Origin of the sequence: Aeromonas sp. D3, assembly GCF_027705025.1 — a bacterium.
GTDB classification, from domain to species: Bacteria; Pseudomonadota; Gammaproteobacteria; order Enterobacterales; family Aeromonadaceae; genus Aeromonas; species Aeromonas salmonicida.
Genome location: NZ_JAPDBE010000012.1, coordinates 1 through 12,642, shown reverse-complemented (window position 1 = coordinate 12,642; position 12,642 = coordinate 1). Strand labels below are relative to the sequence as shown.

Below are 12,642 nucleotides of genomic sequence, written 5' to 3'. Positions count from 1 at the left end.
TAATTATAATCATACCACTTTAAGCAACTAAACTACTAGGGAAAAAATGATAGATAATAAACACGTTACCATCCAGACTTCTTGCATTGGTGGTGATAATATTATTCATCGTCAGGTCAATTCAATTGAATTGCCACACATACCCACAACAAGATACCAAGGTTCAAAAAGAAAAATACTCCCTGAGCTCGCAAAAGCTTTAAGTTCTATTAACTACACCAAGGCCCTTGATATGTTCAGCGGATCTGGGGTTGTATCTCTGTTACTCAGAGCTCTAGATAAAAACACAAGCGCAAATGATTTTTTATTATACAATCAAAATACAGCTAGAGTTTTTTTGTCTTTTGATATAGATAAACTTAATACCTTGAATGTAAAAAATGATTTAAATCACTTGCTTTATAGCGCTCCTATATCAGGTGAAAGATTAGTTTCAAAAAATTATACCAATATATACTTTACTGATTCAGAGAACGATGAAATAGACCGTTTTTGTCAAAACATTCATTTTCATGATTCTTTTTCCAAATCCATTTACATATACGCTGTAGGCCAAGCATTGATGAAAAAAAGACCATACAATCTTTTTCATCGAGCCAACTTAGAGATGAGGACAAAGGAAGTGGAACGCTCATTTGGTAACAAGAAAACGTGGGAGACACCTATAATTGAACATGCGATAAAGTGTATTAACGAACTAAAAAAATGCTCAATTAAAAAACAAACTGCAAATAACTTTTCCATTTCAGGATTTAACTCCTCAGAACTAGATAAGTTTGCTAATGACTTTGATCTTATATACTTAGACCCCCCATATATAAATGGAAAGGGGGCTCCCGTTGATTACAGCAATTTCTATCATTTCCTTGAGGGGCTATGCGACTATTCTCTATTTAAAAAGGGGGATGAAAAATACCCACACAAACCTATAGTTAAAAAGCCAAGTGCGTGGCTAAAAAAAGATTCGGCCTTAGCTGAATTGTCAGCTATCTGCGATAAATGGCCAAATGCAACAATTGTTTTTAGCTATCGCAGCGACGGCTTGCCTACTCCAGACGAGGCTGCATTAGTAATGTCGAAAAAAGGGAGAAAAACTGAAATTCATACCGCAGGTGAATATAAATATGCGTTAAGCAAAACAAGTACTAATGAAGAACTGTTTATAATATCAAAACCGCTGTAATAGCGATAAAGGTCCTGTTATTTATTTTGGCATAAATTAACAGGACCTTAATGACTAAATGACCATCAATCACCAAGCCATAAAACTCTACTAATGTAGGCCCTCAACGATTCAGCATCATGAACTTCTGACTGAGCTGTTTCATAATTCCCCCAATATATATCGCAAGCTTCTTTTTTACGATGAAACTGAGTAAATGGACCATTTGAAGTTTCAAACCCGTGTGGATCATCAATCTCAATGGAGCCAATATTTTTAGTATTTCCACTACCTGCACGAATACCAGTTATATCAACTTTTTCGCGGATAAATATAGACTGAACCGAGTATGGACAGTAAATTTCACCTCGCTGAGGCATATTAGCCATATCATATTCAGGGAAAGGCTCGTTTCTTAGATAAACAAACCCCAATACCCATTGATCATTATATGTATCGTAAGGGTAAAGGATATTCTTTGTGTTATTTCTTATAAAAGAATTATAACTACCGAGTGTCATCTTTGTTTTTTTATAAAAACCATGCTTAGTTGGATGAGGCTCAATATAAGTAGATTTTACATCTAAAGCTATTCTATGGATTAGCCTCCCATTCTCTAGCTTGCTAAGAGTAAAGTCGGGATAAGTAGTTTGATTAGCCGTTTCGACAATATAACCATACCTTTCAGCCAATGTGCGGAGAGCTGGACTCGCAAATCTTTCAAACACAGTACTGATTACTTTCGTATCTGAATCGATCGGGAGAACATTATTATTTTGGTCTATAAAACCCTGAATTTCCCAAGTGAAGTTATTCGTCAACAAGCGAAACTCTGTGCGAAAAGTATCAATATCAAGCAATCGGGGCATCGTAGTACCTCATAGGATAAAGGACTAAGATGAGGCTTTTGGGGCGAGATATCAAGGCGGATTCAACTCAGTAGATGCACCATGGGTAATCCCTCCCAAAAAAATAATGTGGGGATTACCGTGTAATCTTGATCTGATAACGGGTATTTCTACCGCCTCCAGGCATTTTTTCAAGGCAGCCTTTATCTGACAAATCGGTCAGATGGCGCGTCACGGTGGCTTTGCTGACCTTGGCCACCTTCTGATACTAGCTGGCGCTGATACCCTGCAAAAGGCCGTTCTCGCCGCCGTCCCGCATCCTGTTCTACCCAAAACAACGTCGCATATGAGCCGAATATAACGAGAACTTAGCTCACGACACAATCGGTATCATACAAGAGTTGGCAGGAAGGGAACGTGTTGTTCGTAGGCGGTGGAGGTCATTACAGAGAAGGGGGCGTACTTTGCTATCTGTTGTCAGATGAAGCAGCGAAGCAGAGGTCCGGGGATTATGAATCCCGATCTCGGTGAACAACCTTGCCAGAGATTGACCAGAGACGCATAACAAAAAGGCCTCGCATTTGAAGCGAAGCCTTGTGGAGTGTGCTGTCCAGAGCTGTGGTATGGAAAGTGTCATGAGGATTTTCAATCCCCTGCTCTACCGACTGAGCTATCTGGGCAACGGCGCGCATTAAACCCTTTATACGCAGATGTGTCAACCACAGGGGGCAGATTGAGGTACCGTTCGCTCGATAACCGAGCAATTTCCCCTCCTGTCAGCGGTTTTTACCCTCAATTCTGCCTTGTTGTGCTGTTTTTTCGTTGTGGGCAATGAAAAAGGGGGCCTGAGCCCCCTGGGTGCATTGGATGACTCAGTGACGGCTGACGATGATCCGCCCCGTGCTCATGTCGCGGGCCTGACCCGTGACGCTGATCTTGAGACCATGCTCGGGCAGCAGGCGACCCGCATCCGGGATCTCCTTGCTCTGGTAGCTGCGGGAATCCTTGAACACCCGGTTCGGGGTGACCCAGAAATCGCGCAGCAGGGAGCCGCTCGGGTGCTTGAGGTTGAGTGGTTGCTGGAAGCCCAGGCTGAAGGTGGCATCGTGGATTTGGTAGCGGGTGCCGGCGACGGCGCCGTCACTCCACTTCAGCGTGCGTTGGTCTGCATCAACGACGCCGAGGAAGCCCTCACCCGGGTGGACGCCTACCCAGTTGTTGTCCTGGCTGTTGTCCACGTACCAGAGCAACATGCCCGGCTCGTAGCGCATCAGCTGGTCAGACACATTGATGTGGGCCAGCCCCTTGTCGACCCCCGCATGGTTGCGCCACTCGGCCAGATAGTAGTGATCCTTGGCCTCGTTGCCGTTGCTCTTCACAAACCCGGCCAGGGTGAAAGCTGAGTTGCCTTCGGCCCCGTCGCTCACCAGCGTATCCCCGTCGGCCAGGATCAGGATCTCGTCCACGAACAGGCCGTTCTCGGCCACGCCGCCATCGCTCAGGTATTGCAGGGTGAGGGTTATCTTCTGACCGGCCCAGGGGCTCAAGTCAAATTCGGCATCGGTCCAGCCATTGGAGTTGCCCGTGATGCCGACGCCAAAGCCGATCCCGTTCGGATCGTCGCTGGTGGTCAGGTTGCCGGGGATGGGCTGGCCATTGACCAGCACCCGCCCATAGTCAAACCCCTCTTCAATCTGGTACCAGGCCTTGAACGCCAGACTGGCGCTCTGCTTGCCGGTCAAGTCCAGGGTGAGGTTCATGCGGTTGTCGAGGTTGTTGGCCTTGCCACCGTGGTATTCGTATTGGCCGGCATAAGGCGGATTGAGCGGGATCTGCTTGGCGGGCAGATTGATGCGTACCACGTCGTCGTTGCGGCCCTTGTCGTTGGCTTGATCCAGCATGTAGACGTTGCCGCGGGGGCTGAGGTCGGCGAGCTGCACATTGCTGCCGTGCAACCAGTTGCCGCCGAGGGAGGCCTGCAGGAACTCCTTGGCCCAGGCGGAGAAACCGGTCGGCTCTGTGCCGCCTATCACGCCGGCCCAGGAGCCGGATGACATGATGGACCAGGTGGCCACAGGTTCACCCTTGCCTGTGTACTTGGTGTCGTACTCGTCCGGCAGTCCCAGATCGTGGCCATATTCATGGGCACAGACCCCGGCCGCCGCATCGATGGGCTGGATGGTGTAGTCGTAGGCGGCAAACTGGCCGCCGAAGTTGCCGTTCGGGCTGCTGGTGCCGGGGATGGGGAAGGGGGCACCCAGGTTCCAGCGATGGGCCCAGATGGCATCCTCGCCAAGATCGCCACCACCGGCCTCTTCCCCCACGCTGGAGTGGAAGATCATCAGGTGGTCGATGAGACCGTCCGGCTCGTTCCGGTTGCCGTTGCCGTTGAGATCGTAACGATCCTCCTGGTCAAACTGGGCCAGATCGATGGAGGGGTCATTGGCCACCTGGATCAACGCCTCCTTCACCAGGTCCCGAATGGTGTTGGGGGTGGCATTGGCGCCGTAGTAGGCGGCATTCTTGTCGGCGGTATACCAGCCCGCCACCTGACCGCGCACGCTGTAGCTCTTGCCGGATTGCTGCTCGTAGAACTGGCGCATGGAGATGAAGGTTTCACCGTTCGGGCCCTTGTAGCCCTTACCGGAGAACAGCAGGTCGTTGTAGTGCTCGGGTGTGTAGTCCGGGTAGTACATCTTGGTGAGATCCGGGGTGACGCTGTTCTTCGGGTAGTCGGGAAAGTCCACCAGGATGGCGAGGATCTTGTCCTTGCGTATCTTGCCGTTGTAGTGCTCCTTCTCGATGGACTTGAGCAGCAGGGTGGGCACCCGGTCGCCGGGACGGGCCGTGCCGTTCAGGCGGATCTTCTTGAGGATGGTCTCCCGCATCTTGCCCTCTTTCACCGCCAGGGTGCCGCTGTGGCCTTGGTAGGCTCGCGACTTTTCGCGATAAAAACGGGCGAGGGCGGCCTGCTCCATCTCGGGGGAGGCCAGGGTGGGGATGCGGCCGCTTTTCTTCAGCATATCCAGCACCTTCACCTCGTCGGCCAGGGGGGCATCGAACGGGCTATGTACCGGGGCGGCCATGGCGTGGTTTCCAATCATAAGGGTTGAGCCGATGATCAGGCTCATTATTGTTTTTTTAGGCATTCTATGTGCTCCTTCACATGATAAAAGGGAGCCTTGCTGGCTCCTCTTTCCGTACGGGCCCTGTTGCGCCCGCGTCCCTTGATACACCCCTTGAGTGACCCTTGTCACTGAGTGAAAACTGGTGGATGGTGCTGATTTCACAGTGCTTTTCGATGGGGTTGTGCGTATCGTCAATCCAGATGTGAAGTTCCGTATGGGACATTTCACGAGAAGCAGCAGATTACACTTTATTAACCTTTTATGATGGCACCCCATTTGGGGTGGCCCCAGGCGAGCCGTTATCTTGGCTTGCGCATTGAGCCGGATGCACTCTGCGGGTATGCTTTGCCGCAACTATGCCGCTCCGGGTGAATGTGAGCCGAAGCAGGCACCCGATTGCCGACGGCATGTGACACTAACAAAGTAGTAGCTGGGGTTAATATGAGTCTTGATATGCAAGAGTGGCGTGCAGAGACCACCGCCATCGTCAACGAGTTGCTGGCCGATGGCAGCAACCCGGATCTGGAATATGACATTGAGCACCACTTCGCCTGTCAGGATTTCGATCAGCTGGAGAAAGCGGCCGTCGACCTGTTCAAGGCCGGTTTTGAAGTGACTGACGCGGAAGAGATGGAGCTGGATGACGGCGCCCCCATCTTCTGTTTCGATGCCACCATAGAGCGCAAGCTGGACATAGAGACCATAGTGGCCGACATCGAGAAAATGTTGCCGATCCTCAAAAAGTACGGCGTGGATTACGACGGCTGGGGCACTTACTTCCAGGAGTAAGAACGACAGCGGGTGTCGGCGCTGTGCCGGACAAAACAAAGGCCACTTTCGAGTGGCCTTTGTTTTGTCTGCGGTCAGCTGCCGGGCAACTGATAGTTGCGGGCAAACTCGTCGGGTGGCAGCGGGCGGCTGAACAGGTAGCCTTGCAGCCGATCGCAACCGGCTTGTACCAGCCAGGCTTGCTGCTCGGGGGTTTCAACCCCTTCGGCGGTGATCCTGATCCCAAGCTCGTGGCCCAAGCCGATGACGGAGCGCACTATGGCGGTGGTGGCCTGGTTGGTGGCCAGCCCCTGGGTGAAGCTGCGGTCCAGCTTGAGGGTAGCCACCTGCAGCCGTGGCAGGTAGGCGAGCGAGCAGTAACCTGTGCCGAAGTCATCGATGGCGAGCTGGAAACCCGCCTCAATCAGATTGGCGAGGTTGCTCTCAATCTCGTCGGCGTTCTCCATCAGCACCCCTTCGGTGATCTCCAGCTCCAGTTGCCAGGGGGCGAGCCCGTGACGCTCTATGCAGGCGAAGATCTGCGGGCAGAGGTCGGGGTCACGAAATTGCAGCGGTGACAGATTGATTGAGAGCACCAGATCCGGCGCCGCACCCTGCCAGCGAGCCAGTTGGGCACAGCCTTGTTCCAGCATGCGCTGACCGAGCTGGCCGATGAGCCCCAGCTCCTCTGCCAGCGGGATGAATTCATCTGGCGAGATCATGCCGAGTTCGGGGTGGGGCCAGCGGCAGAGCAGTTCAGCCCCGTGCAACTGGTTGTTGCGGGTGCTGATGATGGGCTGATAGACGGCGGTGAGCTGCCCCGACTTGATGGCCAACGGCAGCTGGGCCGCGATCAACTGACGGCGTTTGAGTTTGGCATCTAGCTCGGGATCGAACAGGGTACAGTGCTGCTGCTGACGCTTGCCCTGGGCCAGTGCGGCCTCGGCATGGCTCAACAGCCGTTCGGCGTCGTTGGCCCTGCCGTGGGCAATGCCGAGGAACACAGGGATCTGGATCCTGTGTTCTTCGATCTGGTAGGGCACCATCAGCTCCTTTTGCAGGCGGCGACTCCAGTCCGCCAGCGGTTCACTCAGCTCGGGCAGCAGCATGGCGAAGTCGTCGGCGGCGACCCGGCACACCAGTGACTGGGGCGGCGCCAGCTGTTGCAGACGACGAGCCACCTGGCTCAGCAGGCGATCGGCGACCCGGATGCCGAAGCGGTCATTGATCTCGCGAAAGTGTTGCAGGTCGACCAGCAGCAGGCTGGCCTTGCGGGCCCCGAGGTGGCGACTGGTCTGCAGAAAATGGGAGAGTTTGAGCAGGCCGGTCAGGCTGTCGTAGTGCTGCTCCTGCTGCAACTGGGCCTGGGTGGTCCGCAGTCCGGTGATGTCACGGCTCAAGGTCAGGATGCCGAGGGAGTTGCCCTCGTCGTCCGGCACATCGACCCGGGTTATCTCCAGGTGGCGGCCCTGACCGTTGGCATCCACCAGGCAGTATTCGCCCCGCCCCATGGGCAGCTCGGTGGAGAGTCTGTGTGCGACACGCTGGCCGAGCGCCTCGCTCGCCGCCATGCCCATGAAGTCGAGAAAGGCCTGGTTGCAGTCGATGAGCAGTCCCTGATGGTCTTCCAGCCGGATGGGATCCGGAATGGCGTCAAGCAGCCGGCGCTGCAGCAGTTGCTGCTGGCGAAAGGTCTGCTCCAGCTCCTTGCGCTGGCCAATCTCGTTGACCATACCAAACAGCGCCACCGGCTTGCCCTGCTCGTCATAGAGGGGGATCTTGTGGATCTCCATCCAACGGGTGCTGTCGCCACTGTTGCAGTGCAGCTGCTGATAGAGCAGAGGATTGCCCTCTGCCAGCAGGCGATCATCCTCTTCCCGAAAGATGTTGCCCCATGGCATCTCTATGTCCGTCTTGCCGATGAGCTCTTCTGTTTGCTGCAGACCGGCCTGCTCCACAAACGTGCGGTTGGCAAACAGGTAGCGCCCGTCCGTATCCCGACAGAAGATATTCATGGGCAACTGATCGATGATCTGCTGTAACAGCGTCAGGGTGAGCAAGGAATTCACGCAGGCACTCACGGGGGTAATTTCGAGCAAATCTATGATAGCAGACGGGTTTTGTAAAGCTTGGGTTAACGAGGATGCATTTCTGCCGATCTCTGCTGACAGTCTGTGTCGTCAACGCCATAATAGCCGCCGGTTGGCCGATGGCCGAATAATATGGATGAGAGAAGCAGCATGAAAAAGATATTGGGGATCGCCCTGGCCCTGCTGATGGTCGGGTGTGCCAGCGACAACAATGGTGGTGAGCAGTACCGCTATAACCCGCCGGTTGCCAAGGCGACCAACAACACCCAGGAGATGCAGATCCCGGTGGATCTGGTGTGGGCGCGCGCCGAGAAGTGGTTTGCCGATCATGGTCTCAACATCGAGAACAGCCAGCGTGGTTCAGGTCTGATGACGGCCAACGTCGAAAACGCCGCCGATGGTCTGGAGTGGCTGGATTGCGGCACCATGGGTTCCAAAGTGGCGCTGGGCAACCCCAATCTGCAGATCAATCTGATCATCACCCAGAGCGGCAACAACAGCGTGGCGACCGTCAACGTCAAGGGCAATACCCAGCTCTACTTCGTTGAGTCGTCCGGTGAGCGTGTCGCAGCCCCTTCCATCACGCCTGTCTGTGTCTCCCAGGGGCGCCTGGAACAGAGTCTGTTTGCCACTCTGGGCAACTAATCCGCCTCTGTCAGCCGCCTGCTTGTATGGTGGCCAGCATCAAACACCCCCTTGCTTGCAGCGGGGTGTTTGTTTTTGGGTGGCCAGCGTGCCCTGAATAGAGGGTATATGCCGCCGTCAGCGCATTTCAGGTTCTGACACCCGGGTGCCCCTGTGTTGCCGCCAGACATAAAGAAAAACGCCCCCGGCAGGGGCCGGGGGCGTTCGGAGCGTCAGCACGACTGGCTGGCGACTAGAGGGCGCTGTCACCGTGAAAGAGAGCCTGCTCGCCGGATTTGAGCACATAGCCTTTCCAGGGGAAGAGCTGGTAGGCACCTCCCTGCCAGGACCAGTTGCCCTCATCCCCTTGTCGGGTCAGCAAGGTCTGCTCACCGTTTGGCAGAGTCAGTTCGGCCTTGCTCTGGTCGGCATTGAACAGCACGAAGGCGCTGCCGGTCTCATCCGATTTGAGGGATTGCAGTCTCACCGCCTGTTCAAACAGGCGGACGCACTGGTTGGTCAGCGCTGACCATTGATAACCGGCGCTGGCACGACAGCCGTGGATATCCTGATCATTGCCGACCATATGCTGGGTCGGGGTACTGCAAGCCGCCAGCAGCAGGGAGGCGGCCATCAGAGTCAGAGTGCGCATGCTTACTCCTGTTTGTCTTCGAGATTGTCCCGTTCGATGACGATGTTGGAGAAACCCAGCTCCTTGAAGTAGTTCTCCTGGTAATCCTTCACGCTCTTCTTGTCGCGGCGGCAGACTTGGGCCAGCTGGGCCTCCATGGCGTGGAAGCTGGAGAGATCCAGCCCTTCGGCGGCGGCAATGGCATCGTAGATGCTGCGAAACTTGTCGTTCGCATAGCCGAGCTCTTTGGTCTGCTTTTTGTAGGTGTAGGTAATCTTAAACGCCATCTGGCCCTTCCTTCTTCAATTTGGCTTGCTTGCGCTGGACATAGAGATAGAGGCTTTCGACCTTCTCACGTGCCCAGGGGGTCTTGCGCAAGAACTTCAAGCTGGACTTGATACTGGGGTCGTCGGTGAAGCAGCGGATGTTTATCTGCTGTCCGAGCTCTGCCCAGCCATAGTGCTCGACCAGGGCGGTGACGATCGCCTCCAGGGTCAGCCCGTGCAGCGGGTTCTTTGCTTGTGAGGAGCCTGGCTGGTCACTCATGCGTCGGCCGCCAGCTTGGCAAAGGGTTGACCCATGCGAGTGGTGACGCCATTGGCCAGATGGGGCTCAAAACCGGCAAGCATGCCAGGGCCAAACAGGCAGACCACTGTGCTACCGAGCTTGAACAGGCCCATCTCTGCCCCTTTTTGCAGTGTGATGGCTTCATCACCGCTGTAATCCCAGCGCACCACTTCTTTCTGCTTGGTCGGCGCTATATTGCCGGCCCAGATGGTTTCGATACTGGCGACGATAGTGGCGCCGACCAGCACCAGCGCCATGGGGCCATGGGGGGTGCGAAAGGTGGCGACCACACGTTCGTTGCGAGCGAACAGGTTGGGCACATTCTCGGCGGTGAGCGGGTTGACGGAGAAGAGATCCCCCGGCACGAACACCATGCTCTCCAGCACGCCGTCCAGCGGCATATGGATGCGGTGGTAATCCTTGGGCGCCAGATAGATGGTGGCAAAGTCCCCACCCTTGAATGGCGCCACCAGATCCTCGAAGCCACCCAGCAGCTCGCGGGCGCTGTAGTCGTGGCTCTTGGCCTGGATGATGCGGCCCTGATGAATGGGGCCGAGCTGGCTGACGGTGCCGTCCACCGGCAGGGCCAGGGTCATGGCATCCTCGACCAGCGGACGGATCCCCGGCTTGAGCTCGCGGGTGAAGAAGGCGTTGAAGCTCGCGTAGTGGGCCGGATCTTCGTGCAGCGCTTCGCTCATGTCGACGCCGTACTGCTTGATAAAGGCCTCTATCACCCGAGTGGTGAGGTTGCCCGCTTCTGCGGCAGCCAGCTTGCCCACCAGACGGGAGAGGGCGTGCTTGGGCAAACAGTATTGACCGGCAATTTTCAGGTTGTCAGTGATGCTCATGATCTTGATCTGGTCTTTATGGAAAGAGGGTTGAATAGGTCACGTCCGGGCTTGTTGCCGACCGTGGCGGGCTTCCTGCATGGTTTCCAGGATGCGGTGATAGTTGTGGAAGCGATCGGCACTGATGTCGCCACGGTCGACTGCCGCACGCAGGGCGCAGCCTGGGTCGTCCTTGTGGGTGCAGTCGCGGAATCGGCAACCACCCAGGTAGTCACGAAACTCGATGAAGCACCAGGTGATGCGATCGGCTTCCAGATGCCAGAGTGCGAACTCGCGGATCCCGGGGGAATCGATGAGATCGCCGCCGCTCGGGAAGTGATAGAGTCGCGCCGTGGTGGTGGTGTGCGTACCTAGCCCCGAGTTTTCGGAGATCTCGCCGGTCAGCACATCCAGCCCCGGCATCAGGGCGTTGGTCAGGGACGATTTGCCCACCCCGGACTGGCCGACGAAGATGCTGATCTTGCCTTCGAACTGGGCCTTGAGCTCATCGAGGCCTTCGCCGCTCTCGCAACTGACCAAGATCACCTGGTAGCCAAGCTTGCGATAGGGGTCGAGTTGTCGTTCGACACGGATGCGGGCAGCCTCATCGAGCATGTCGACTTTGTTCAGCACTATGAGTGGCTGTATCTCCACATCCTCGGCGGCGACCAGGTAGCGGTCGACAATGTTGGTGGAGAACTCGGGCATCACCGCCGAGACGATGATGATCTGGTCGATGTTGGCGGCGATGGGTTTGACCCCATCGTAGAAATCCGGCCGGGTCAACACTGAGTGGCGCGGATGCACCGCCTCGATGACGCCCGCTGTCGCGGTATTGAGGCCGGGCCGCCAGACCACCTTGTCGCCGCACACCAGGCTGCTGATGCTGCTGCGACGCAGGTTGCTGCGGTGGATGGTGCCGTCAGTCGCTTCTACGTCAGCATGCTGACCGAAACGACTGATCACCACTCCTTCAATGGCCGGGCCAAACAGGGTGTCATCCACGACAGTGGTGTGATCTTTTTGCAACCGCCGCTCGCGGTTGGCCTGGACGCGCCTTTGTTGACCCAGATTGAGTTTTGCTTTCTTTGCCACTCGATTCGCCAGTTTATGAACAGATTCAAAGCCAGTATGATACATGCAAATTGGCAAAATTCCGCCATTCCTCCCAATAGAGAGAATAATCATGACAGTCAGCGCGCAGAACCTAGTATGGATCGACATGGAGATGACGGGTCTGGACCCCGAAGAGAACGTGGTACTGGAGATCGCCACCATAGTCACCGACAAGGATCTGAACGTGCTGGCAGAAGGGCCTGTCATCGCCATCCACCAAAGCGATGAAGAGTTGGCCAAGATGGACGACTGGAACGTCAACACCCATACCAGGAGCGGACTGGTGGCCCGGGTCAAGGAGAGTCAGTACGACGAAACCAGGGCCGTGGCCGAGACCCTCGATTTCATTCGCCAGTGGGTACCGGAGCGCACCAGCCCGCTGTGCGGCAACAGCATAGGCCAGGATCGCCGCTTCATGGTCAAACACATGAGCGAGCTGGAAGCCTTCTTCCATTACCGCAACGTTGACGTCAGCACCATCAAGGAGCTGGTACGTCGCTGGCAGCCCGAGCTGCTGGATCAGTTCACCAAGAGTGGCTCCCACATGGCGCTGGACGATATTCGTGAATCCATCGCCGAGCTGCGCTTCTATCGTAGTCACGTCTTCAAGATCTGATTGCCTGGCATGGGGTTGCCATCGATTGGTTGCTAAAATCGACAGTTCGGCCAGCTTTTGAGCGAACACGCGCAACCAGACGAAAAAGCCCTTGCAATTGGAAAGACTGCTCTTATAATTCGGCTCCCGTGCAGTAGCGCAAGCAACCAAATGCTGCACGATTTGTTTTGATGCCATTTTATGGTGTGTGCGGGAATAGCTCAGTTGGTAGAGCACGACCTTGCCAAGGTCGGGGTCGCGAGTTCGAGTCTCGTTTCCCGCTCCA

Annotated in this window: 12 protein-coding genes and 1 tRNA gene; 5 read left to right on the top strand and 8 right to left on the bottom strand. The window is 55.2% G+C overall.

All coding sequences use genetic code 11. The features are described 5' to 3' along the window. Nucleotides 1-46: 46 nt before the first annotated feature. Nucleotides 47-1,183: a DNA adenine methylase gene (locus OKC28_RS09295; protein ID WP_270688877.1), complete on the top strand. Its 1,137-nt coding sequence runs from the start codon at nt 47-49 to the stop codon at nt 1,181-1,183. Nucleotides 1,184-1,248: 65 nt separating this feature from the next. On the opposite strand, the gene OKC28_RS09290 is transcribed toward OKC28_RS09295, so the two are convergent. Both OKC28_RS09290 and OKC28_RS09285 read right to left on the bottom strand, forming a co-directional pair. Then, nucleotides 1,249-2,031 (bottom strand): type II restriction endonuclease, encoded by a 783-nt coding sequence (locus OKC28_RS09290; protein ID WP_270688875.1) that lies wholly within the window; start codon nt 2,029-2,031, stop codon nt 1,249-1,251. Between the two features lie 851 nt (nt 2,032-2,882). Next, nucleotides 2,883-5,159 carry an immune inhibitor A domain-containing protein gene (locus OKC28_RS09285; protein WP_270688873.1) on the bottom strand — a complete coding sequence of 759 codons (2,277 nt, stop codon included), beginning with the start codon at nt 5,157-5,159 and terminating at the stop codon, nt 2,883-2,885. Between the two features lie 420 nt (nt 5,160-5,579). On the opposite strand from OKC28_RS09285, the gene rraB reads away from it, so the two are divergent. Continuing rightward, entirely contained in the window at nt 5,580-5,927 is a 348-nt protein-coding gene (rraB, locus tag OKC28_RS09280) for a ribonuclease E inhibitor RraB (RefSeq protein ID WP_011898395.1), read from the top strand. A 74-nt stretch (nt 5,928-6,001) separates the two neighbouring features. Here the strand turns inward: rraB and OKC28_RS09275 are convergent, their stop codons facing one another. Next, on the bottom strand, nt 6,002-7,975 hold the full coding sequence (locus tag OKC28_RS09275; protein ID WP_021140747.1) for a sensor domain-containing protein: 1,974 nt from the start codon (nt 7,973-7,975) through the stop codon (nt 6,002-6,004). 171 nt (nt 7,976-8,146) lie between these two features. Between OKC28_RS09275 and OKC28_RS09270 the strand changes: the two genes are divergently transcribed. Next, nucleotides 8,147-8,641 carry a hypothetical protein gene (locus tag OKC28_RS09270; protein WP_212540722.1) on the top strand — a complete coding sequence of 165 codons (495 nt, stop codon included), beginning with the start codon at nt 8,147-8,149 and terminating at the stop codon, nt 8,639-8,641. A gap of 232 nt (nt 8,642-8,873) precedes the next feature. On the opposite strand, the gene OKC28_RS09265 is transcribed toward OKC28_RS09270, so the two are convergent. Genes OKC28_RS09265 through rsgA form a run of 5 tightly spaced genes read right to left on the bottom strand, consistent with a single transcriptional unit; the run spans nt 8,874 to nt 11,740 of the window. Beyond that, nucleotides 8,874-9,272 carry a hypothetical protein gene (locus OKC28_RS09265; protein WP_005317936.1) on the bottom strand — a complete coding sequence of 133 codons (399 nt, stop codon included), beginning with the start codon at nt 9,270-9,272 and terminating at the stop codon, nt 8,874-8,876. Nucleotides 9,273-9,274: 2 nt separating this feature from the next. Continuing rightward, a complete protein-coding gene (locus OKC28_RS09260) occupies nt 9,275-9,538 on the bottom strand; it encodes a DUF2960 domain-containing protein (RefSeq protein ID WP_005317932.1) in 264 nt (87 codons plus the stop codon). Further along, nucleotides 9,528-9,797 (bottom strand): VF530 family DNA-binding protein, encoded by a 270-nt coding sequence (locus tag OKC28_RS09255; RefSeq protein WP_005317929.1) that lies wholly within the window; start codon nt 9,795-9,797, stop codon nt 9,528-9,530. The genes OKC28_RS09260 and OKC28_RS09255 overlap by 11 nt, the downstream gene beginning before the upstream one ends. Continuing rightward, nucleotides 9,794-10,666 (bottom strand): archaetidylserine decarboxylase, encoded by an 873-nt coding sequence (gene asd / locus OKC28_RS09250; RefSeq protein WP_270688867.1) that lies wholly within the window; start codon nt 10,664-10,666, stop codon nt 9,794-9,796. Before asd ends, OKC28_RS09255 begins: the two co-directional genes overlap by 4 nt. A gap of 39 nt (nt 10,667-10,705) precedes the next feature. Continuing rightward, entirely contained in the window at nt 10,706-11,740 is a 1,035-nt protein-coding gene (gene rsgA, locus OKC28_RS09245; protein WP_021140742.1) for a small ribosomal subunit biogenesis GTPase RsgA, read from the bottom strand. 91 nt (nt 11,741-11,831) lie between these two features. Between rsgA and orn the strand changes: the two genes are divergently transcribed. Continuing rightward, nucleotides 11,832-12,377 carry an oligoribonuclease gene (gene orn / locus OKC28_RS09240; protein ID WP_005317921.1) on the top strand — a complete coding sequence of 182 codons (546 nt, stop codon included), beginning with the start codon at nt 11,832-11,834 and terminating at the stop codon, nt 12,375-12,377. Nucleotides 12,378-12,566: 189 nt separating this feature from the next. After that, nucleotides 12,567-12,642, top strand: a tRNA-Gly gene (locus OKC28_RS09235).

Coding starts and splice junctions, on each gene's coding strand:
- orn (WP_005317921.1), top strand. CDS start 11,832: ATGACAGTCAGCGCGCAGAACCTAGTATGGATCGACATGGAGATGACG.
- OKC28_RS09260 (WP_005317932.1), bottom strand. CDS start 9,538: ATGGCGTTTAAGATTACCTACACCTACAAAAAGCAGACCAAAGAGCTC.
- OKC28_RS09265 (WP_005317936.1), bottom strand. CDS start 9,272: ATGCGCACTCTGACTCTGATGGCCGCCTCCCTGCTGCTGGCGGCTTGC.
- OKC28_RS09285 (WP_270688873.1), bottom strand. CDS start 5,159: ATGCCTAAAAAAACAATAATGAGCCTGATCATCGGCTCAACCCTTATG.
- asd (WP_270688867.1), bottom strand. CDS start 10,666: ATGAGCATCACTGACAACCTGAAAATTGCCGGTCAATACTGTTTGCCC.
- OKC28_RS09295 (WP_270688877.1), top strand. CDS start 47: ATGATAGATAATAAACACGTTACCATCCAGACTTCTTGCATTGGTGGT.
- OKC28_RS09290 (WP_270688875.1), bottom strand. CDS start 2,031: ATGCCCCGATTGCTTGATATTGATACTTTTCGCACAGAGTTTCGCTTG.
- OKC28_RS09255 (WP_005317929.1), bottom strand. CDS start 9,797: ATGAGTGACCAGCCAGGCTCCTCACAAGCAAAGAACCCGCTGCACGGG.
- rraB (WP_011898395.1), top strand. CDS start 5,580: ATGAGTCTTGATATGCAAGAGTGGCGTGCAGAGACCACCGCCATCGTC.
- OKC28_RS09270 (WP_212540722.1), top strand. CDS start 8,147: ATGAAAAAGATATTGGGGATCGCCCTGGCCCTGCTGATGGTCGGGTGT.